The organism is Noviherbaspirillum autotrophicum (genome assembly GCF_000818395.1).
GTDB lineage: Bacteria > Pseudomonadota > Gammaproteobacteria > Burkholderiales > Burkholderiaceae_D > Noviherbaspirillum > Noviherbaspirillum autotrophicum.
In genome coordinates this window covers 1,921,847-1,943,993 of the sequence record NZ_JWJG01000028.1, presented here as the reverse complement: position 1 = coordinate 1,943,993, position 22,147 = coordinate 1,921,847, and the positions used below count along the sequence as shown (strand labels likewise).

General features: G+C 54.8%; 20 protein-coding genes. 14 read left to right on the top strand and 6 right to left on the bottom strand.

Translation table 11 applies throughout. The annotated features are described in order from the left end of the window. Nucleotides 1-2: 2 nt before the first annotated feature. From TSA66_RS10305 to TSA66_RS10260, 10 genes are all read left to right on the top strand, one after another. Nucleotides 3-623 (top strand): Maf family protein, encoded by a 621-nt coding sequence (locus TSA66_RS10305; protein ID WP_040039936.1) that lies wholly within the window; start codon nt 3-5, stop codon nt 621-623. Next, on the top strand, nt 620-2,083 hold the full coding sequence (gene rng, locus TSA66_RS10300; protein ID WP_040039935.1) for a ribonuclease G: 1,464 nt from the start codon (nt 620-622) through the stop codon (nt 2,081-2,083). Before TSA66_RS10305 ends, rng begins: the two co-directional genes overlap by 4 nt. A 1-nt stretch (nt 2,084) precedes the next feature. Then, complete coding sequence (gene modA / locus TSA66_RS10295; RefSeq protein ID WP_040039934.1) at nt 2,085-2,837, top strand: molybdate ABC transporter substrate-binding protein; 753 nt, start codon at nt 2,085-2,087, stop codon at nt 2,835-2,837. After that, nucleotides 2,834-3,244, top strand: coding sequence for a TOBE domain-containing protein (locus TSA66_RS25495; protein ID WP_052452229.1), 411 nt, complete (start codon nt 2,834-2,836; stop codon nt 3,242-3,244). Before modA ends, TSA66_RS25495 begins: the two co-directional genes overlap by 4 nt. Beyond that, nucleotides 3,241-3,918, top strand: coding sequence for a molybdate ABC transporter permease subunit (gene modB / locus TSA66_RS10285; RefSeq protein ID WP_040039933.1), 678 nt, complete (start codon nt 3,241-3,243; stop codon nt 3,916-3,918). Before TSA66_RS25495 ends, modB begins: the two co-directional genes overlap by 4 nt. Continuing rightward, nucleotides 3,915-4,790: an ABC transporter ATP-binding protein gene (locus TSA66_RS10280; RefSeq protein ID WP_040039932.1), complete on the top strand. Its 876-nt coding sequence runs from the start codon at nt 3,915-3,917 to the stop codon at nt 4,788-4,790. Before modB ends, TSA66_RS10280 begins: the two co-directional genes overlap by 4 nt. A 214-nt stretch (nt 4,791-5,004) precedes the next feature. Further along, nucleotides 5,005-6,234 (top strand): O-antigen ligase family protein, encoded by a 1,230-nt coding sequence (locus tag TSA66_RS10275; RefSeq protein WP_232429449.1) that lies wholly within the window; start codon nt 5,005-5,007, stop codon nt 6,232-6,234. Between the two features lie 86 nt (nt 6,235-6,320). Next, nucleotides 6,321-8,075: a lipid A export permease/ATP-binding protein MsbA gene (gene msbA / locus TSA66_RS10270; protein ID WP_040039931.1), complete on the top strand. Its 1,755-nt coding sequence runs from the start codon at nt 6,321-6,323 to the stop codon at nt 8,073-8,075. A gap of 39 nt (nt 8,076-8,114) precedes the next feature. After that, nucleotides 8,115-9,215, top strand: a complete 1,101-nt coding sequence (locus TSA66_RS10265) for a glycosyltransferase family 9 protein (RefSeq protein WP_040039930.1) — start codon at nt 8,115-8,117, stop codon at nt 9,213-9,215. Continuing rightward, the gene (locus TSA66_RS10260; RefSeq protein ID WP_052452228.1) at nt 9,216-10,202 is read left to right on the top strand and encodes a glycosyltransferase family 8 protein; all 987 of its coding nucleotides are present in this window, start codon (nt 9,216-9,218) and stop codon (nt 10,200-10,202) included. Nucleotides 10,203-10,241: 39 nt separating this feature from the next. On the opposite strand, the gene galE is transcribed toward TSA66_RS10260, so the two are convergent. The 3 genes from galE to dnaE form a co-directional block, all read right to left on the bottom strand. Further along, nucleotides 10,242-11,219, bottom strand: coding sequence for a UDP-glucose 4-epimerase GalE (gene galE, locus TSA66_RS10255; RefSeq protein WP_040039929.1), 978 nt, complete (start codon nt 11,217-11,219; stop codon nt 10,242-10,244). Between the two features lie 114 nt (nt 11,220-11,333). After that, a complete protein-coding gene (locus tag TSA66_RS10250; RefSeq protein WP_040039928.1) occupies nt 11,334-11,672 on the bottom strand; it encodes a hypothetical protein in 339 nt (112 codons plus the stop codon). Between the two features lie 295 nt (nt 11,673-11,967). After that, nucleotides 11,968-15,420: a DNA polymerase III subunit alpha gene (dnaE, locus tag TSA66_RS10245; protein ID WP_040039927.1), complete on the bottom strand. Its 3,453-nt coding sequence runs from the start codon at nt 15,418-15,420 to the stop codon at nt 11,968-11,970. Between the two features lie 147 nt (nt 15,421-15,567). On the opposite strand from dnaE, the gene TSA66_RS10240 reads away from it, so the two are divergent. Beyond that, nucleotides 15,568-16,428 (top strand): sulfurtransferase, encoded by an 861-nt coding sequence (locus tag TSA66_RS10240; RefSeq protein ID WP_040042425.1) that lies wholly within the window; start codon nt 15,568-15,570, stop codon nt 16,426-16,428. Nucleotides 16,429-16,459: 31 nt separating this feature from the next. Here the strand turns inward: TSA66_RS10240 and TSA66_RS10235 are convergent, their stop codons facing one another. From TSA66_RS10235 to TSA66_RS10225, 3 genes are all read right to left on the bottom strand, one after another. Next, nucleotides 16,460-17,161 (bottom strand): SRPBCC family protein, encoded by a 702-nt coding sequence (locus tag TSA66_RS10235; RefSeq protein WP_157691654.1) that lies wholly within the window; start codon nt 17,159-17,161, stop codon nt 16,460-16,462. Further along, the gene (locus TSA66_RS10230; RefSeq protein WP_040039925.1) at nt 17,151-17,468 is read right to left on the bottom strand and encodes an H-NS histone family protein; all 318 of its coding nucleotides are present in this window, start codon (nt 17,466-17,468) and stop codon (nt 17,151-17,153) included. The genes TSA66_RS10235 and TSA66_RS10230 overlap by 11 nt, the downstream gene beginning before the upstream one ends. A 138-nt stretch (nt 17,469-17,606) precedes the next feature. Then, nucleotides 17,607-18,278 (bottom strand): hypothetical protein, encoded by a 672-nt coding sequence (locus tag TSA66_RS10225; protein ID WP_157691653.1) that lies wholly within the window; start codon nt 18,276-18,278, stop codon nt 17,607-17,609. Nucleotides 18,279-18,798: 520 nt separating this feature from the next. Here TSA66_RS10225 and TSA66_RS26855 point away from each other — a divergent pair. The 3 genes from TSA66_RS26855 to TSA66_RS26150 all read left to right on the top strand — a co-directional run bounded on the left by TSA66_RS26855 (nt 18,799) and on the right by TSA66_RS26150 (nt 22,127). Then, nucleotides 18,799-19,128 (top strand): hypothetical protein, encoded by a 330-nt coding sequence (locus TSA66_RS26855; RefSeq protein WP_157691652.1) that lies wholly within the window; start codon nt 18,799-18,801, stop codon nt 19,126-19,128. A 355-nt stretch (nt 19,129-19,483) separates the two neighbouring features. Then, nucleotides 19,484-19,720: a hypothetical protein gene (locus TSA66_RS26850; protein ID WP_157691651.1), complete on the top strand. Its 237-nt coding sequence runs from the start codon at nt 19,484-19,486 to the stop codon at nt 19,718-19,720. Between the two features lie 514 nt (nt 19,721-20,234). Next, nucleotides 20,235-22,127 (top strand): WecB/TagA/CpsF family glycosyltransferase, encoded by a 1,893-nt coding sequence (locus TSA66_RS26150; RefSeq protein ID WP_084199468.1) that lies wholly within the window; start codon nt 20,235-20,237, stop codon nt 22,125-22,127. Nucleotides 22,128-22,147: the final 20 nt, after the last annotated feature.

Genomic DNA, 22,147 nt, shown 5'->3' with positions numbered 1-22,147 from the left:
CCATGAAACCGGTAGACCACAAGATATACCTTGCTTCCAAAAGCCCACGGCGACGCGAGTTGCTGCGCCAGATCGGCGTCGAGTTCGAACTGCTGCTGCTACGCGACCACTCGCCGCGCGGCCCAGAAGTCAGCGAGGAAGTGCTGCCAGGCGAAAAGGCTGAAGACTACGTGGTGCGCGTCACCCGCGAAAAGGTCGAATACAGCGCGAAAACCATGCTGTGGCGCCGGCTGCCGATGCGGCCGATCCTGGCTGCGGATACGACGGTGGTGGTCGACGGCCGGATACTGGGCAAGCCGGCCGATCCGGCCGAAGCAAGCGCCATGCTGAAACAGCTGTCCGGGCGCACGCACCAGGTACTGACCAGTGTCGCCCTGCTTCATGACGACCAAACCCTTCAAGTGACGCAGACTTCGCACGTCACGTTCGCGCCGCTGAGCGACACCATGCTGCACGCCTATTGCGCCACGCCCGAGCCGTATGACAAGGCTGGCGGCTATGCCGTGCAGGGGCTGGCCGCCGTATTCATCGAAACCATTACGGGCAGCTATTCCGGCATCATGGGCCTGCCGCTGCGCGAGACAGCGCAGCTATTGCAGCAAGCCGGGATACCAGTGCTATGAGCGAAGACATCCTCATCAACATCACCCCCCAGGAAACCCGCGTTGCACTGATTCTCCAGGGCGCCGTCCAGGAACTCCACATCGAACGCACGCTATCGCGCGGGCTGGCCGGCAATATCTATCTCGGCAAGGTGGTACGCGTGCTGCCCGGCATGCAATCGGCATTCATCGATATCGGACTGGAACGCGCCGCCTTCCTGCACGTGGCCGATATCTGGGAAGCCCGCCCTCACGACAATTCCAGCGCACCTGCTACGCCAATCGAAAAGCTGCTGTACGACGGCCAGGCGGTGATGGTGCAGGTCATCAAGGACCCGATCGGCACCAAGGGCGCGCGCCTGTCGACGCAGATCTCGATCGCCGGCCGCATGCTGGTCTACCTGCCGCAGGATGCGCACATCGGCATTTCGCAGCGCATCGAGAACGAAGCGGAACGCGAGCTGTTGCGCGGCAAGGTGCAAAAGCTGCTGCCGCCGGAAGAAAAAGGCGGTTTCATCATCCGCACCATGGCCGAGGATGCCTCCGACGCCGACCTGCAGATGGACGTCGATTACCTGCGCAAGACCTGGGCAACCATTACGCAGCAGGCGAAAACGCGGCCGGCGCCGAACCTGCTGTACCAGGACCTGAACCTGGCGCAGCGCGTGCTGCGTGATTTCGTCAATGACAACACCTCCACCATCCAGGTCGACTCGCGCGAGAACTTCCAGATGCTGCAGCAGTTCGGCACCAGCTACACGCCGTCGGTGCTGTCGAAGCTGGTGCATTACACCGGCGAGCGGCCGCTGTTCGACCTGTACGGCGTGGAAGAGGAAATCCAGCGCGCGCTGGGTCGGCGCGTCGACCTCAAGTCGGGCGGCTACCTGATCATCGACCAGACCGAGGCGATGACCACCATCGACGTCAATACCGGCAGCTACGTCAACGGCCGCAATTTCGACGATACGATCTTCAAGACCAATCTCGAAGCCGCGCATGCGATCGCGCGCCAGCTGCGCCTGCGCAATCTCGGCGGCATCATCATCCTCGACTTCATCGACATGGAAAGCGTCGAGCATCGCACTGCGGTGCTGGCCGAACTGAACAAGGCGCTGTCGCGCGACCGCACCAAGGTGTCGGTGTCCGGCTTCTCGCAGCTCGGCCTGGTCGAGATGACGAGAAAGCGCACCCGCGAATCGCTCGCGCACATCCTGTGCGAAGTGTGCCCAGCCTGCGGCGGCAAGGGCCAGGTCAAGACCGCGCGCACCGTATGCTACGAAATCCTGCGCGAACTGTTGCGCGAAGCCAAGCAGTTCAACCCGCGCGAATTCCGCATCCTGGCGTCGCAAGTGGTGGTCGACATGTTCCTCGAAGAAGAGTCGCAGCACCTGGCGATGTTGGGTGACTTCATCGGCAAGCCGATTTCGCTGCAGGTGGAGACGGCATACCATCAGGAGCAGTACGACATCATTCTGATGTAGGATGAAACCACTCTCTTATCTTGCTGTCCTGCTATCGATCGTTTCGCCGCTCGCCTGCGCCGGAACGCTGACAGTTGCCGTCGCCGCCAATGTGCAGTACGCATTCGACGAACTGAGGTGGGAATTCAAGAAAGAAAGTGGCCACGACCTCAAGCCAGTATTTAATTCATCCGGCAAGCTCGCCGCACAAATCATGAACGGCGCGCCCTTCGACATCTTCCTGTCGGCCGACATGGAATATCCAGAAAAGCTGCACCAGGGAGGCTTTGCCGCTGCCGCGCCAAAAGCGTATGCGTATGGCGCGCTGGTGTTGTGGACGATGAAGGATCTGGACCTCGGCAATTGGCAACGCGTGCTGGCAAGCCCGGTAGTACACAAAATTGCTGTCGCCAACCCGAAAACCGCACCTTACGGTCGCGAAGCGATCAGAACGTTGGCCTACCTCGGGCTGGAACAGGTATTAGCGCCCAAACTCGTATTTGGCGAAAGCATTGCACAGACCAACCAGTACATTCATTCGAAGGCGGCCGACGCCGGTTTCACCGCCAAATCGGTGGTGCTCGCACCGCAGATGAAAGGTCAGGGAAAGTGGATCGAATTGCCCAAAGGCGCATACCAGCCGATCGCGCAAGGTGTAGTCATCCTCAAGCATGCGCAGCAAACTGACCCAAAACTCGCGCAGCGATTCCATGATTTCGTGTTTTCCGCAAAGTCGCGCACGATCTTGGAACGCTACGGCTACCTGCTGCCATGAACCGCCTGCCGGTTACGATCGTGGCGGTTGAAGTACATGGCAGCATCGCTGTTGTCGATACCGCAATCGGCTCCCATTGTTTTACCGCGACACTGGTCGGTGCCAGCGATGAAGTCGCATCCTGGTCTGCCGGCATGCCGGCGACGCTGCTGTTCAAGGAAACCGAAGTCTCGCTCGCCAAGAACCTGAGCGGTCTGATCAGCATGCGCAACCGCATTCCCGCCATAGTTCGGGCGATTGAACATGGCATGCTGCTGACCAAAGTAACGCTGGCGTTCGGCGACAACCTCATCGAATCGGTCATTACTACCAGATCGTCGCATGCGCTCGGGCTCGCTGTCGGCGATGTGGTGGAAGGACTGGTGAAAGCCAACGAAATGACGGTCATGCCGGAGTCGTACCCATGAGCTACGACTGGCAACCGCTGCTGCTCACCTTCCGCCTGGCCGCACTGACGACCGTCATCCTGCTTGCGATTGGGGTTCCGCTCGCCTACTGGGTCGCATACACACGCACGCGCTTCAAACCCGTGATCGAAACACTGGTCAGCATGCCTCTGGTATTACCGCCATCGGTGCTCGGCTTTTACCTGCTGCTTGCGTTCAGTCCGCAACATGCATTCGGCCAATGGCTGGAGCAATGGTTTCATGTCCGATTGGCGTTCAGCTTTGCCGGGCTGGTGGTCGGATCCGTGATTTTCAGCCTGCCGTTCATGGTGCATCCGATCCAGTCTGGGTTTCAGGGATTGCCCGTGTCCTTGATCGAAGCTTCCAGAACGCTCGGAAAATCCGATGTCACCACCTTGTTCCGCGTGCTGCTGCCCAATATCAAACCAGCATTGTTATCTGGCGCGGTGCTCAGTTTTGCGCATACGGTAGGCGAGTTCGGCGTGATTCTGATGATCGGAGGGAATATCCCTGGGGTTACCAAAGTCGCGTCGATTGCGATCTACGATGAAGTGGAAAGCCTGAATTACGCGGCCGCCAATTTCTATGCGCTAGTGCTGTTTGGCGTTACGTTTGCGATCCTGCTGGCCGTGTACGTACTCAACAAAAAATGGCTGAAGGCGAACCGAGCATGATCGATATCGCGTTGCGCAAGAGTTTGAAAAGTGCAGCCGGACAGTTGGATCTGGACATTCGGGCAATCTTCGATACGCGCAGTTTTGTCACGCTGTTTGGTACGTCCGGCTCCGGCAAAACCACCATTTTGCGCATGCTCGCCGGCTTGATTACACCTGACAGCGGAAAGCTTGTCGTCGCCGGCCAAACCTGGTTCGACTCGTTCAAGCGTATCAACATACCTCCCCAGGAACGCGCGATCGGCATCGTGTTCCAGGATTACGCATTGTTTCCGAATCTAAGCGTTAGGCAGAACGTTGCCTATGGTGCACGCAAGGATGATACAGCCTGGGTTGATGAATTAATCGATCTGGCCGGATTAGGCGCGTTGCAGCATCGTTTTCCCGAAACCTTGTCCGGGGGCCAGAAGCAACGTGTCGCGCTGGCGCGCGCATTGGCGAAAAAGCCGGCACTGCTGTTGCTCGACGAACCGCTTTCCGCGCTGGACGCGGCCTTGCGCAGCCAACTTCAGGACGACCTCCTTCGCATCCACGAGCGCTTGGGTCTCACCACGCTGTTGGTGAGCCACGACCTAGGAGAAGTGTTCAAACTTTCCAGCCGCGTGCTGCGCCTTGATGCTGGTCGTATTACGCATTGCGGCACGCCATCCGAGATTTTCCTGAAACAGCGTTTGTCCGGCAAACTCAATCTGCGAGCGCAGGTGCTCTCGATCAGGCGCGAGGAAGTAATCCATGTCGTGTCCCTATTGATCGGCCAAGACATTATTGATGTCATTGCATCGGACGACGAAGTCGCCGAATTACATTCGGGCGACATCATTTCCGTTGCTACAAAGACGGTCAGCCCGTTCTTACTTAACATAAGCAGATAAGTGCGATCCATCGGGGTATCGCCGCGTGAGCGCCTATCATCTCTTTCTACCTTGCCATTTCAACAGTAGATTAAGCAGCCATCTTCGGTGAACCGGCGCTTTTTACGTGGAAATATCATCGAAAAACTTGATGGCGTTTGGATTAAAATGTGGCTCCGCTCTTGCCGTCCGGCCAGTTTCCTGCCTTTCTTGCATCGATGCCACCGGCGCCATCATGATAAAAATGACTAGATATACCTCTTTTGCCGTCTTTCTTTTTTCCGCGATTGCGCTTGTCGTACCAAGCGGATTTTCATTTGGCCCTTTGTTGCTAGTGGCAGGAGCACTGGTTTTGCCGTGGCATCGAGCCAAGCTGGACTTGCAAAAGCAGGATTATGCTTTGATCGCCGTGTTGGTAAGCTACTTCCTGGTGTTCGTGCTAGCCAATTTGATTCATCATGCACCTGGCCGCGAATATGACGCGCCGCTCCGCTTTGTTCTTGCGATTCCCGCGCTCCTTTTGCTGCTCGCCTTTCCCCCGCGAGCGGCTGCTTTTTGGAGCGGACTTGCTGTTGGTGCTATTTCAAGCGGACTTTTCGCAGCATGGCAAATCCTGACCGGGATTAGCCGCGCTGAGGGACACACTAACCCTATTCAGTACGGCAATATCAGCCTTGTATTGGGCGTGCTCTGCCTTGCAGGCTTAACCTGGGCAGCCAATCAACCTCGCGCCCGCCTGTGGTCTATCCTTCTTGTCATAGGCGCCGGATTAGGAATACTGGGCTCGCTCTTTACGGGCAGCCGCGGCAGCTGGATCAGCCTACCGTTCTGCCTTTTCGCTTTATATAAATGCTATGGGGGCAATGTCGGTAAACGCTTTGTTGTGGCAGGCACGATTGTCGTTGTCAGTATTTTCGCCATGCTCTATGCACTCCCGAGCACCGGCGTAAAGTCGCGCGTCGATTCCGCTGTTGCGGAAACACAGGAGTATTTCAAATCTGGCAATTCAAATACCTCGTCGGGAGCGCGACTGGAAATGTGGCGCATGGGCCTGATGATCGCCCCCGAGCACCCATGGATCGGCTGGGGAAAGGCAGGCTATATGCAGCGTGATGCCGAATTGATCAGAGCTGGTGCAGTCGGATCGATTACCAGTGAACATTCCCATCTTCACAATGAATACCTGGATGCACTGGTCAAGCGCGGCGCGCTTGGATTGGCGGCAACCCTAGCAATTTTCCTGATTCCGCTCGTGTTGTTCTCCCGGCGAGTAAGGCATGCAAACCCGCAAGCGCGTCCCTATGCGATCGGCGGCGTGCTGTTGTGCGTGTCGTACATCCTGTTCGGCCTTACTCAGGCATTTTTGACACACAATAACGGCGTGATGATCCTAGTCTTTATGCTCGCCGTCCTCTGGGCAATGTCGCGCAGTTTCGATCGTAACGTATCGGCGATTCTGGCATAACGATCCTGACAAGCGAGTGAACGGCCGGGCACGCTGCAATAACCGGCCGCATTAACGATCAAGGCGAAATACACGCAAGGCACAGAATGCTTCCATCCAGTATCAAAAGACTCGCGGTCCTGCATCGCCCTTACAAGAATCGGCTGGCAATGGCATTCGTCGCCATGATCGTGACCGCTGCAACGGAACCTGCAGTCCCTTATCTCTTGCAGGCATTGCTGGACAAGGGTTTTGTGGGCAAGCCAACATTTTCGCTATGGCTCGTCCCGCTAGCCGTGATCGGTATTTTCGCCATCCGTGGTGTGTCGACCTTTACCAGCACCTACATGATGACCTGGGTGTCGACGCGACTGATGAATGAATTGCGGCGCCAGATGTATGCACGCATGCTGGATTTGCCGCTTGGCTTTTATGCAACGCAAACCGTCGGCAAGGTGATCAACTCGATGATGTTCGAAGTGCAGCAAATCATCGAGATGATTACCAAGGTGTTCACCTCGATCGTGCGCTCCGCGCTGACTGTAGTGGGCCTGCTGCTGTGGCTGCTGTACCTGAACTGGCAGCTGACCATCGTTACCCTGATCCTGCTGCCGCTGATCGCGTTGGTGGTGCGCGCCACCGGCAAGCGGCTGAAAAAGCTGAACCTCGACGCACTGGGCGTCAACGCCGAACTGACGCAGGTGATCGAGGAAACGGCACGCGGGCAGCAAGTCATCAAGATCTTCGGCGGCCAGGAATACGAAAAATCGCGTTTCCAGGAACGCTCCGAAAACCTGCGTCGCTACACGATGCGCATGACCAGCACCTTCGCCGCGACGGTGCCGATTACCCAGTTGATGACCGCGATCGCCGTCGCAGCAGTGGTCGTGATGGCACTGGTCCAGTCAGGCAACGGTCAGATCACGGTCGGTGGCTTCGTGTCGTTCATTACCGCAATGCTGATGCTGCTCACGCCGCTAAAGCAACTGGCCGAGGTCAACGGGCCGCTGCAGCGCGGAATGGCGGCGGCGGAATCCGTGTTCGATTTGATCGACAAGCCGACCGAGCGCACCGGCGGCAAGTCGCTTGCGGGACGCAGCACAGGCAAGATCGACTTCGTCGATGTCAGCTTCTCCTATCCCGGCCATAACAACCTCGCGCTGCAACACATCAACTTGAGCGTACGACCAGGAGAAACCGTCGCATTTGTTGGCATGTCGGGTGGCGGCAAGTCGACGCTGGTGAACCTAGTGCCCGGTTTTTATTCCACCACCGATGGACAGATTCTGCTGGATGGCCAGCCGATCGAAGAGGTATCGCTGACCAGCCTGCGTAGCCAGATTGCGATGGTGAGCCAAAACGTGGTCCTGTTCGACGATACGTTGGCTGCCAACATCGCCTATGGCGACGATACCCCCGATCGTTACCGTATAAATGCGGCAATCGACGCGGCTTATCTGACCGATGTGGTCAACGCCTTGCCCGACGGTGCAGAAACCAGGATCGGCGACAACGGTTCGCGCCTGTCCGGAGGACAGCGCCAGCGCCTGGCAATTGCGCGCGCCATCTACAAGGACGCGCCGATCCTGATTCTCGACGAAGCCACGTCCGCACTCGACACCGAGTCCGAGCGCGCGGTGCAGGCGGCACTGGATCGCCTGATGGAAGGCCGCACCACCTTTGTGATCGCACACCGGCTGTCGACCATCGAACGTGCCGACCGCATCGTGGTTCTTTCACATGGCCAGATTGTCGAAATCGGCACCCATGCCGAACTGCTCGCGCTGGATGGCGTGTACGCCAACCTGTACCGGCTGCAGTTCTCCCAGAACGACACCGGCCTTGCAAGCCTGATCGAATAATTTCCCGCCTCGTTTCACGTAAGGCATCAAATAATCACCATGGCACAACCGCTCATTCCTGCAGATCTGCTCAAGAAATCGGACAAGATATTGTTCATCGCTCACCTTGCACTGGGCGACTTCACTTATCTGCAGAATTGCTTTCAAGCGTTCGCGCAAGCCTATCCGCACCTGAAGATTCATCTATGGGTAGATGAGGTGCGCCGCACCAGCGACGCATCGCAGTGGGAGCATCTGAAAAAATATTCCCTGTATGACTGGGTTGTCAGTTGTCCGTTTTTCGCCAAGGTCTATACCCGCACCTACAGCCCACAGCTCTATCAGGAATCAATACAGGAAGCGCAGCGCGAAGACTATCCAATCGTGGTATCGCTGGCGACCTTGCGCCCCCATCTTTACGCCGGGCTAGCGCGCAATATCAGCCCGCGCGGTTTCGTGGTCGGGATGACGAAGAAAATGAAGTTCTTCCAACTCCATCACCATCTGGCGTACAAGAAGCTGGATGCAAGCATTCCGCCCTATTCAGTATCGAAAGCGAACCCGCAGCATATTACTGACGTTTATGCGAACTGGTTTAATCAACTTTGTGGATTGGACATCAGCCCCGCGGACCGCTTTCCTTTCGTACGCATTCCGGATCAGTGGTTGCGCTATGCAAACGACCAGTTGGCGAAGTGGGATTTCAAGCCCGGAGCGGGAAGGCTGGTGTTCATCAACCCGTACGCAAAAACCAAGAAACGCTGCTGGCCGCTCGACAAGGTCGCCGAGTTGATCGCTGCGATGACGAAGCAAGAAAAGTGGCGCGATGCGTGTTTTGTCGTCAATGCCGTTCCGCAGGAACTGGATAACGCACGAAAGGTAATTGGAAGCTACGGACTGCAGCGTACGCAATTATTCAGCGCCGAAGAAAACTTTTTCCAGCTACCGGCCATTCTGAGCCGGTGCGACCTGATCATTTCAGTCGAAACGGCCGTGATGCATCTGGCGAACGCTATTCATGTCCCCGTAATCGCACTAATGCGTCAGAAAAACCCTGAATGGGTGCCGTTTGACCGGGACCATAGCGTGGTGATTACCGCCGCCAAGCGCAGCGACTGGGTCAAAGAAATCCCTGTAGAACAAGTGATGAAGGAACTATAAATGGGTGCTGTTTCAACAGAAGCCGATTTGGCCAATCCGACCAACAAGAGCGATTCCTTCCATATCGCGTTCTGTGTCGATAACAATTATTTTCGTGCGATGGGAGCGACCATTACCTCCATCATCGACAACAATCCCGGGGTGCACTTCACCTTTCACGTGCTGACCTTTGCCGCATCGGAGGAGCACTGCCGTCGCCTGCTGGAGCTGGAAAAAAAATTCAATGTCCGCACCTGCCTGCACGTTCTGAATACCAGCGACTTCAAGCAGTTCGATCACTTCATCAAGTTTTCCTACTACTCGCTGTCGATCTTTACGCGCTTGGTGATCCCGTCGATTTTGAAAGGAATTACCGATCGCGTGCTGTATCTGGATGCGGATATCTTATGCGTGGGCAAGCTCGACGAATTGATCGAGATGGATATCAGTAATGACATCGCTGTCGTTGTACCCGATGCACCGGTCACCACGAAAAGGCGGGTTGCGGCGCTGAACCTGAAGCATCCACATTATTTCAATGGCGGCGTCCTGTTCATCAACGTGAATAAATGGCTGGAAAACCATATCACCGAACAAACCATGGAAGCGTTAATGCAACATGGAAAGAAGCTGCGTTTTAACGACCAGGATGCGTTGAATATCGTGCTCGATGGACGGGCACGCTATATCGATCCGAAATTCAATTACCTGTACGACCTGATCCACGACTTAAACGTCAATAAAACAGCTATGCGCCCGGTGGGCAATGCAGTGTTCATTCACTTCGCTGGGGCCGTCAAGCCGTGGACGGATTGGAGCGGACACGATGCGAGGAACATGTTCCGCAAGTATCATGCATTGTCGCCTTGGTCCGATATGCCGCTGGACCAGAAGCCGCGCAATACCAAAGAATTGCGCATGCATTCGCGCTTCCTGTTCAAGCAGGGCAAGCCGCTGGAAAGCTTGAAGTGGTATCTGCAATACTTGCGCGTCAGGTCGCGCAAGTAAGATTCTCTACGCCGGCGGCTTGTCGTACGCACCGAATGGTCACCGGCTTTGCTTGCACTCCCATGCCCACGCATGGCGGACGATGTCTTCCAGTGCACAATACTTCGGGTTCCATCCCAGGTGCTGCCGCGCTAGGTTGCTGTCGGCCACAAGCACGGAAGGGTCGCCGTTGCGGCGAGGCCCGAACTCCACGCGAAAATTGCAGCCTGTTATCGCACGGGCCATATCGATCACCTGGCGAATCGAATATCCGCTGCCATTGCCCAGGTTGAAAGCTGCACTGTTCTGATGCGTATCGAGATAGCGCAGCGCCAGCCAATGTGCCTGCGCCAAGTCTTCCACGTGAATGTAGTCGCGTATGCAGGTGCCGTCTTCAGTGGGATAATCGGTACCATTGACCGTAATTTGAGTGCGCCTTCCGGACGCAGCCTGCAGCACCAACGGGATCAGGTGAGTCTCCGGTTCATGCCTTTCGCCGAGCAAGGCATCGGGGTCTGCTCCTGCTGCGTTGAAATAACGCAGGCAGACGCTATGCAAGCCATATGCAAGCTCGTAGTCCTGCAGCAGTTGCTCGACGATCCATTTGCTGCGACCGTACGGATTAATGGGATTCTTCGGATGTGCCTCGTCGATCGGCGTATATTCCGGATTGCCGAAAATCGCAGCAGTCGATGAAAACACCAGCTTCTTGACCCCATGACGCGTCATTGCGTCCAGCAACACCAGAGTATTGCCGACGTTATTCAGGTAATAGCTTGATGGTTGCTGCACCGATTCACCGACCTGGATGAAGGATGCAAAATTGAGTACCGCATCGATGTGATGTGTGGTGAATACCTTGTCGAGCAGCGCAGCGTTGCCGATATTACCCTTGACGAGAGGCGCATCAATGACTGCGTCGGCAAATCTGCGGCTGAGGTCGTCAAGCACGACGATATCGTAGCCCTTCTCGCGCAGATATTTGACATTGTGCGAACCAATGTATCCGGCGCCACCAGTGATCAGGATAGTTGTCATACAGAACAAGCGCAAAAGGAAGCATTGTACTGTGACGACCAACGCCTCCGATAAATACCGGTTTACCAAAAACAAAAGGCAGGCCAAGCCTGCCTTTTGTTAAGCTGGGAACGCTTACTTCTTCGCCTTATCAGCCTTCGCCTCAGCCTTGTCGGCCTTGGCATCCGCAGCAGCGGCTGCCTTGTCTGCATTCGCTTCTGCCTTTTCCTTGTTGGCTTCGGTGTCTGCCTTTACTTTTTTCTTGCTCGCTTTGGCTTCTGCTTTAGCGGCTTTCTTGTCGGCTTTCGCAGCTTTCTTTTCAGCCTTGGTGTCTGCCTTCTGTTCCTTGGTATCCGTCTTGTCGCTCATCGTCGTAGTGGAGCCCTGGTCGGAAGCCGCAGCTGCGGTATGGCTAGCTGCAAAAGCGGAAGAAGCGAAAACGCCAGCGATCAACATTGCAATCAGTTTCTTCATTTCAGTACCCTTTCTGGAGTGAAAAACGAAACACGGGAAGCGTGTACCGTTAGAACGGTTCCAAAGCGACAAAGCTGACAAGGGAAATGAATAGTTACATTTTTAACTATTGGCGACAGTTTCCATGCAATCAGGAAACCAAAGTATTAACACAATGACAGATAAGGACGCTGCATATCTGTCCCGGTATCAAAAGCACTCAGGCGGCCGGAATGACAATGCTTTCCATTAACTGTGCCGATGGAAAACCACGAGCCGAAAGCGACTGCGTGGTCGGTATACCGTCATAGCGGATTCAGTATTCCACCATCGCGCCTTGTACGCCCAGTTTCTCGGCCAGCGTCTGCTTCAAGCCATCGGCCGGTGCCACCCGCCAGTCGTCGGCAAGCCGGATTTCGCAATAGCCGACCCCTTGCTGCATATAGCGCATCGTCAGCGGCAAGCCGGTCTCGGAGCGATAAGGGGTGAGCACGTTCTTGATCTGCAACGCGTCGAGGCGCGCCTCCAGCGAAAACGCAAACTGCTTGCCGAACGCCACGCGCGCCATGGCGATATCCATCACCTTTTCGGCAGTCACGCGCAAGCCGCCGGAGAAACGGTCTTCCGACACCTTGCCCTGTACCGCGAGGAATTCGTCTTCCTTGAACAAATGCCTGTTCGGTTCGTACAGCTCGCTGTATATCGTCACGTCGACGGTAGCGGTATTGTCGTCGAGCGTGACCACCACCATCTTGCCGCGCTGGGTCATCTGCACCCGCACGGTGGTGATGATTCCGGCCATCACGCGCGCGTCGCGCGACGGCTCCAGACTCGCCAGCTTGGTCTTGACGAACTTGCGCACCTCTTCCGCATACGAATTGAACAGGTGGCCGGACAGGTAAAAGCCGAGCGCGGTCTTTTCTTCGGTCAGGCGCTGCTTGTCGCTCCACGGCGGCACCCTCACGTATTCCGGCGGCGTTTCCAGGTCGCTGGCGTCGCCCCCGAACAGGCTGACCTGATTGGCGGACGCATGTGCCTGTTCGGCGCACTCCATCGCGAAATTAACCGACGCCAGCAGGATGCCGCGATCGACCTTGAAGCAGTCCATCGCCCCGGCGCGGATCAGCGCCTCGATCGTGCGGCGGTTGATCTGGCGCTTGTCGACGCGCTTGACGAAGTCGAACAGGTCCGTGAACGGCCCGCCCGCTTCGCGCGCGGCGATGATGGCCTCGATCGCATTCTGTCCGCTGCCCTTGACGGCGCCCAGGCCGTAGCGAATCTGCGTCGCCTTCTTGCCCGGCTCGCCCACCGGCATGAAGCGGTAATGCGACTGGTTGATATCCGGCGGCAGGATCTGCAATTTGCAGATATCGATCGAGTCCTCGACCAGGATCTTGATCTTGTCGGTGTCGTCCATCGCCAGCGACATGTTGGCTGCCATGAACGCGGCGGGGTGATGCGCCTTCAGGTAGGCGGTGTGATACGACAAGAGCGCGTAGGCGGCTGCGTGCGACTTGTTGAAGCCGTAACCGGCGAACTTTTCCATCAAGTCGAAGATCTCGTCGGCCTTCTCCTGCGACAGTCCGTTCTTGGCCGCGCCCTCGCGGAAAATCTGGCGATGCTCGGCCATCTCTTCCGCCTTCTTCTTGCCCATCGCGCGGCGCAGCAAGTCAGCGCCGCCGAGCGAGTAGCCGCCGATCACCTGCGCCATCTGCATCACCTGCTCCTGATACACCATGATGCCGTAGGTTTCGGACAGAATCCCTTCGGTACGCGGGTCGGGATAGTCGAATTTCTCGCCGTGCTTACGCTTGCAGAAATCCGGAATCAGGTCCATTGGGCCCGGGCGGTACAGCGCCACCAGCGCGATGATGTCCTCGAAGCGGTCGGGACGCGCGTCCTTCAGCATGCCCTGCATGCCGCGGCTTTCAAGCTGGAACACGGCGACCGTTTTGGCCTTGGTCAGCAGCTCGTAGGATGCCTTGTCGTTCAGCGGCAGCTTGGCCAGATCGAAGTCCGCCTGCGCCGGATCGAGCATCTTGATGTAGTTCACCGCCCGGTCGAGGATGGTCAGCGTGGTCAGGCCCAGGAAGTCGAACTTCACCAGGCCGACTGCTTCCACGTCGTCCTTGTCGTACTGCGACACCACGCCGGCGTCGCCGCCCTGCGTGTACAACGGACAGAAATCGGTGAGCTTGCCGGGCGCGATCAGCACGCCGCCGGCGTGCATGCCGATCGAGCGCGTGATGCCTTCGACCTGCTGCGCGAGGTCGAGGATCTGCTTGACCTCCTCTTCCTTTTCCATCCGCTCTTTCAGGAGCGGCTCTTCCTCGATCGCATCCGCAATCGTCACCAGCTTGCCCGGCTTGAACGGAATCAGTTTCGAGATGCCGTCGCAGAAGTTGTAGCCCATGTCGAGCACGCGACCCACGTCACGCACCGCGCCCTTGGCCGCCATCGTGCCGAAGGTTGCGATCTGCGACACCGCGTCACGTCCGTAGCGGTCCTTCACATACTGGATCACGCGGTCGCGGTTTTCCTGGCAAAAGTCGATATCGAAGTCAGGCATCGATACCCGCTCAGGATTCAGAAAGCGCTCGAACAGCAGGTTGTAGGCGAGCGGGTCGAGGTCGGTAATCTTGAGCGCATACGCCACCAGCGAACCTGCGCCGGAACCGCGGCCCGGTCCGACCGGCACGCCATTGTTCTTGCCCCACTGAATAAAGTCGGCCACGATCAGGAAGTAGCCGGGGAACTTCATCTTGATGATGGTATCGTTCTCGAACTTCAGGCGCTCCTCGTAGCGCGCGCGGTTCGCTTCGCGCTTGGCTTCGTCCGGGAACAATTGCAGCAGCCGCTCTTCCAGCCCGATCTTGGTCTGCTGCACCAGGAAATCATCGAGCGACATCCCATCCGGCGTCGGAAACAGCGGCAGCTTCGGCTTGCCGAGTTCGAGCTGCAGGTTGCAGCGCTTGGCGATCTCGATCGAGTTCTGCAGTGCCGCCGGCAGGTCGGCGAACAGCTCGGCCATCTCAGCCTGCGTCTTGAAGCACTGCTGCTCGTTGAAGCGCTTGACGCGGCGCTGGTTCGCGAGGATTTCGCCTTCCGCGATACAGGTACGCGCCTCGTGCGCGATGAATTCCCCGGGCGTCAGGAACTGGATCGGGTGCGTGGCCACCACCGGCAGCTTCAGGCGCGATGCCAGCGCTACCGCCTGTCGCACATGATTGTCCATGTTGGGCTGGCCGTAGCGCTGGATTTCAATGTAAAAACGATTCGGGAAAATGCCCATCCAGCGCTCGGCGCAGTGCTCGGCCGCCACGATATTGCCGTTGTCGATCGCCATCCCGATGTCGCCGGAATGCGCTCCCGACAAGGCGAGCAGCTCGCTTGCAGCGCCGTTTTCCAGCCACTCGGTCCGGATCTCCGCCCGCCCACGATGCACGTTGGTCAGCCAAGCTTTGCTCAGCAATTCGCACAACTGCAAGTAGCCAGTACGATTCTTTACCAACAACAAAAGCCGCGACGGCTTGTCGCGGTCGGCATCGTTGGTGATCCACACATCGCAGCCGGCAATCGGCTTGACACCCTTGCCGCGTGCAGCCTTGTAGAACTTGACCATGCCGAACAGGTTGGCCAGGTCGGAAATCGCAAGCGCTGGCTGGCCGTCTTTGGCGGCAGCTTTGACAACATCGTCGATGCGCACGAGGCCGTCGACGATCGAGTATTCGGAATGGAGACGAAGATGAATGAATTGCGGTGAGGTCATCGCGCTATTTTACCTCGGCAGGTCGCTTCCACTGAGCAATTGCAACAGGCCTGGCTGCACCACTTGCAACACAAAGAAACGAACGAAATCGCATTGTCGATACACGCCTATAATGGCGATAAATCAAAGGCTTACCTTCATTTTCCCATGCCATCCAGCCCCACTTACGTCAACATTGCCGCTTACAAATTCATCACCCTCGACGATACCGTCGAAAAACGTCCACAATTCGTCGCCGTTTGTGAAAAGCTGGGCTTAAAAGGCACCATCCTGCTCAGCCCCGAAGGAATCAACCTTTTCCTTGCCGGTTTGCGCGAATCGATCGACGCCTTTCTTGCGTGGCTGCACACCGATGCACGCTTTGCCGACCTGGAAGTCAAGGAAAGCCAATCCGACCGCCAGCCGTTCACCAAGATGCTGGTCAAGCTCAAGCGTGAAATCATCACAATGAAAAATCCGCTGATCAAGCCGGAGGAAGGCCGTGCCCCGGCAGTGGACGCGCCGACCTTGAAGCGCTGGCTCGACTGCGGCCATGACGACGCCGGCAAGCCGGTGGTGATGCTCGACACCCGCAACGCCTTCGAAGTCGACGTCGGCACCTTCAACAACACCGTCGACTACCGCATTGAAAAATTCAGCGAATTCCCCGAAGTCGTTGCGCAGCACAAGGAAGACTTCAGTGGCAAGACCGTGGTCACCTTCTGCACCGGCGGCATCCGCTGCGAGAAAGCGGCAATCCATATGCAGAACGTTGGCTTCGACAGCGTGTATCAACTCGAAGGCGGCATCCTGAAGTATTTCGAGGAAGTCGGCGGGTCGCACTACCGCGGCGACTGCTTCGTGTTCGACTACCGAACCGCGCTCAATCCAAAGCTGGAAGCAACGGACACCAAGCAATGTTTCGCGTGCCGAGCGGTAGTGACGCCACGCGAGCAGTTGTCGCCGTATTATGTTCCCGGCAAGTCTTGCCCGCATTGCCGCAAGGCGTTAACGAGGCCGAACGAGTAATAACTACTTAGTCTCTCCCCAGGAGCGGAACTCAGCTGCTCACACGCATTGCTGCTTTTTCTTTCCGCCGCATCATCTCCTCTCGCATGTGGATGAATTGATCGTGCACGTTGTCCCGGATGAATGCCTCACTGATACCAAACGGAAGCCAAATACCGGGCATCGCCTCGCTATGGTAAATAATGCGTGTCTGCGCCTCCCGCGGTATCAGCTCAGTCGTCACGTCGCCGCGCTTAAGGCTGCCGCCTATAACATGAGAGCGAATCCGGCTGCGCGGCGTGAGCTCAACATCCCGAAGATAGTCGAACGCTACCGGAATCGGTCCGAAGAAAATCCGGCCGGTTTGAGAGACACGCAGCTTGTTTTCGCTTCGGACCAGCACCTTACTTGTACGCAGTTGCGGCAAAACTTCTGCCATATGTTCATAATCGGTCAGCACGTCCCAAGCGATATCGGCGGTCACCAATACCAAGTAACTCGCATCAATTGTGACCGAGTCCCCTTTTTTTATGACTGCAACGTGAATATCCGTGCCATCGCTTGCTGCAGCATTGGCACTCCACGGCTGAACGATCAGGGCAATCATCACAAGAAGAGTATGCACCCAGCCAATAACACGATCCATGGAGTGATATATTTGTTTTAGTCCGCGCTTGCGGCTGATGTAAAAATCGCCAATATCTCTGATATTGGCGACCGAACGACATTTCAAACAATATAGCTTATCGATCAAGAAAGTCTATATTATTCCCCCCTTCAATCAGGAACTTAGCCCTATTGGCGCCCGCAATCCATTTCGGCGGCTTGCCTCTTCCCGTCCAGGTTTCGCCGGTTTCCGGGTTTTGGTATTTCGGTTTTACCGTCGCGCCAGCCTTCCTGGTTTTCTTTTCAGTAGAGAACAAGTCTGCTTCAGTCAGCCCATATTCCTGGATTTTTGCTTTGATTTCCGTAATGGCGTTTGCAAGCTCTGCCTGGCGCGCCTTCTCAGCTTGCGCCTGCAGTTCCTTAATCTCTGCCTGGAGTTCCTTATATGATTTCATTGCCTAACCTGTTCGAATTAACGAGAATAAAAAGTGCCACTTAAAAAGCTTGGATCTGGTCCAGCTATTTTTCAATATTAGCGATTATATCTTTTTACTCGTATTTCGAGATTCATTCAATCCGTAATCAACAAGCGATTAATTACCGGACGTTTCTACCCCATTAGCGGTCATGGCTCCATTATTGACTGCAATTTCCCCAGTTTTTCTATTTCGAGCCGCAATCCGCTCATCTTCTTTCCGGTATTTTTCATCTACATGTGCCCAAGTCACGAAGCCCGCAATCAAGCCAGCGATAATAGGGAAAGGTGGCGGCGCCGCCATGAACACCATAATATTATTGACGGCCGCGCCTCCCCATAATGCCGACGCTGACTTAAAGGCTGTACGCTTTTCCTGTTCAGGCAACGTGTCTGCGTATTTCACTACCCCGACCTTCATACCTGCAAGCGCAACCAACCCCAGCGGCGTAGTCGTTATTAATGCATTGGTTTCTACAGCGCCAGCAGATAACGCGAGACCGGTAGTAACGCTATCTGCTACCGCTGCAGTAATCGCACTATCGTGCGCGTTGTATGCCATTTCGTCTGTGGTTATCGATGACGAAATTGGCGAAGTTTCTGCATTAAGTATTTGGGATGGCGAGCTCGATGGTGACGAAGTCGCTTCATAAACAACTGGCGACTTATGCGCAACGGCCGCCTGTTCCGCAACTTGCTGTGCATAACAACTACCCGCCGTATACAAAAACAAGAAAGCTGCAACAACTTTACTACCACGGAAAAACTTCTGCGGTGTCCAATCGTCCATCAACAACTCCCTCTAGCCGCGCCATAAAGAACCGGTTAATTGAGGCCGGCGATACATCGCGCCGGGTACACCTAACGATAAAAATCTTCAGGTGTCAGAACATTGACGGAACGTTAATTTCTTTAGGCACGAGATGGACTTGGATCAAGCTTGACGTCAGGACGCCAAATTTATCTTTGGAAAGCTGTATAGAAGGGGCAGAATTGGTGCCGAGTGTAGAAAAACGAAAATCAGGCAGATGGATTGCCGTCAAATCGGGCAGGAAAAAATTTACGACTTCGGCGAGAACCGACGATGTCGAAAGATTGCAAAAGACGCAATTCCGTGAACCATTGCAACAGATAATCGATTAGCTTCAATGGAGTATTGACCCCATGCTGTGCAAATTCGTAGACCGATTTTGTAAGATGTTGTAAATTGTCAATGAAATTTTCGTCAGCGACTAACAGTTGATACAATGCCAATCGCTGCAAAATTTTTTATGCGTTTGTCTTCTTATCCCCGAAGAAAGGATTCCCTTATGAAGAAAGTTTTCTTGGTTGCTGCGATTTTCAGCATGATTTCTGGTCAAGTTTTGGCTCAGTCCACTGAAGCCGCAGCCACTTCCTCTACAACCGGCACGACATCGGCTGGCGCTGCTGCTGGCACGACTGGCACCGCTACTGCTGGTACTGCTGCTGGTACTGCTGCTGGTACTGCTGCTGGTACTGCGGCGGCCGCTGGCGCAGCAACCGCTGCGGGACTCAGTGTTGGTGCTATGGCAGCGATTGGCGCCGCAGTTGCCGGCGTAGCAGCAGTGGCCAGCGACAATTCGACTACCACCAGCCATACAACCACCACGCATCATTAATGCCTTAGGTGGCACTGGACTGTGCCACCTTCTTTCTTCCGATCAAGCCCCCCCTCCAGCGCAATAAAACGACGCACAGCCCCATAAATCCACCATCGGATCTTATGCAAATCGTCCGACGTAACGCGTTGGCACAGAGTTAGCACCGGCGGCACCCTCCTATCCTGACCATCAATCGGTGCTTGTGTCTGCGACTTTATTTCGTCGCCGACCCATCGCTTTTCTTGACGCCAATCAACTTCATTTCGCTCACGACTGCTACCGTGAGCAAAGTAACTAAGCAATACAAATCTGGACAAATATTTTGGCGATCTCAATTAGCAATATCTGAGAGTTCTCCAACAGGGGAAGCAGCATGGTCACAAAACTAAATGCCAACGATCTCATCACGTTTGCCGCAAACACCCTGATCTTTATTGGCGCTGCTCTTGTTAGTTTAGGTGTAGCGTCTGACCACTATTTTATCCTGCCTGCCAGAGGGATTTGCTATTCGGATGTGTTCCTTGTTGCCGGCCTGTTGGCCCATATTGGATCTAGCATTGCCTCATGGTGGACGGCTCCATCTTACATATTCAACCGCCACCAACCTTAGGCAAATAATTTCAAGTATGTCCGTCTAACCCTTCCCGTAGCATAGTTGACACACTTCTCGCTGTTGCCCTATTGTAAGTCCACGCTTTCAATGCATCAGTGCACAGTCCTTGCGTTGCCTACCACATGAAGACTCACCTAGCGGGTGGCTACACGATTCTTAGCAGGTCACACTTTAATAGCCATATCTTTCATTTCCCCATAAATATGGCATTGACTTTTTCACAGTGACGTCGATGAGCCGCATTCCTGCCCAAAATAATACAAAAGACTGAAAATAACTCAGCAGAAACATAGCGATCCGCTAAAATTGATACCGGCAAGAAATAAGACTTGCCGTTCTCGGCTCATGTTAATCAGAAGTAAAACTGGGGCTGAAGCTTCGTTGTACGTCTGATCCCACGCTCTAGCTGATTTGTAGACGGTAGGCACATTGCGATATCTACGCCGCGGGGCCGAACACCATATCAGTAGCGCAATAGAACAAGGAAGTCATTGCACTTACGGCAAGCCCTATGATGTATTCTGTTTTTTCCCTCATCTGTTCGAGCTTAATTACCTTCCTGATTGTTCGTCTTGATCACTTGCACTCACATATGAGTGCTGACCACGACTTAGACGGAGTACAAAAGGTTCATGCGGTACCAGTGCCACGCATTGGCGGTATCGGTATTTTTTCCGGCCTGGTATGTACTGTACTTTGGTTATGGTTCGCACAATGGAAGCACCGCGACTTCTTCCTCTTATTCCTAGTGCCGTCGTTTTTTGTGTTTGCTGTCGGCCTGCTGGAAGATCTGACCAAACGCGTATCGGTCCGCATGCGATTGACCGTTACCATGTTTGCCGCATTGATCGGAAGTCTGTTGTTCAACGCAACTGTGCGTACTTTCGGCGTTCCGTTCATCGATACGATCTTTCAGATCAACTTGGTTGCCCTGCTGTTCACCGTGGTTGCAGTCGCAGGGGTGGCTAATGCAGTTAACCTAATTGATGGATTCAATGGGCTTTCCGGCTTCGTCTGTGTGACCACCTTGCTTGCGCTCGGTGCAGTTGCATATATGGCGGGTGACCAAATGATTTTCATCATTGCGCTCGCATCGGCCGGCGCGGTCGCCGGCTTCCTAGTATGGAACTACCCGAACGCCAAGATTTTCCTTGGCGATGGCGGAGCCTATCTGGTCGGGTTCATCATCGCGGAGTTGTCGGTTCTCGTACATGAGCGCAACCCCGGAGTGTCCGTTTTATTCCCGCTACTCCTGATAATTTATCCGATCTTCGAAACGTTGTTCAGCATTTACCGGCGCAAGTTTGTGCGCGGGCAATCTCCAGGCGCACCTGATGCCATGCATTTACATCAGATGATCAACAAGCGCTTAGTAAGATGGCGTGTGTCATACCGGATCGGCGACTCGATTCGATCCAGGGGGAATGCGATGACTTCACCTTTTCTATGGATACTCAATTTGCTAGCGGCGGTTCCGGCCGTGATCTTCTGGAGCAACTCGTTAATACTGGCAGGATTCATTGCTCTGTTCGCGGTATCGTACCTATGGGTGTACACAAGCATCGCGCGGTTTCAAACACCTCGCCTGCTTTCGCTTCCACTTATGCATCGATCAATTTCGAGAAGCATCGCTAGTGAAATAAATCTGGTTGAACAAAATTCAAAAATTTATCTAGCCGGCATTCCGGTTACTTGCACTACACGTAAAACTCTGGCCAGCACAATTACTTTAGGCAATAGCCCCATTCTGGTTACGGCCAATGCTCAAATAATCACATTGTTAAATACCAATTCAACGCTTAAAGGCTCGACTGAGGACTTCCAAATATGTTTGGATGGACAAATTCCTGTGATCGCAGGACGTTTACTTTTACGCACTAAGACAATTGAAAAAATATCGGGGTCAGATCTCATTTTCGAATTGCTCGACATGGCGCGATATGGAAAATTCAAGAAGGCATGCTTGATTGGCGGATCGCCTGACGTAGCGGATCAATTCCTCGCACGCCTAAGTACGAAGAATATCGAAGCATTTGCGTTTACTCCGATAGTTAGTTCCGATGGGACATCGGACGACATTGAACACATCGCTCAGAAAATCAACGAAGAGAAACCCGAAATTGTTTTCATCGCACTTGGTGCGCCAAAACAAGAGCTCTTTGCGCTTCAATTGCGCAAGCGGTTAATCTACGAACTGAATCTAATCTTCTGCTGTGGCGGCAGCGTAGATTTTTATGTTGGGAAATTTAATCGCTCCCCGCGGCTTCTGAGCACTATTGGGCTTGAGGGAATATATCGCCTGGTCCAAGAGCCATCATGGAAAAGACTACATCGCCTGTTTTTCTCGTTCCGTTTCTTTTATTACCTTGCAATAGGTTCATTCGGTACAACGAGGCGGCGATAGTAGGAAAGCACAGTCTAAAT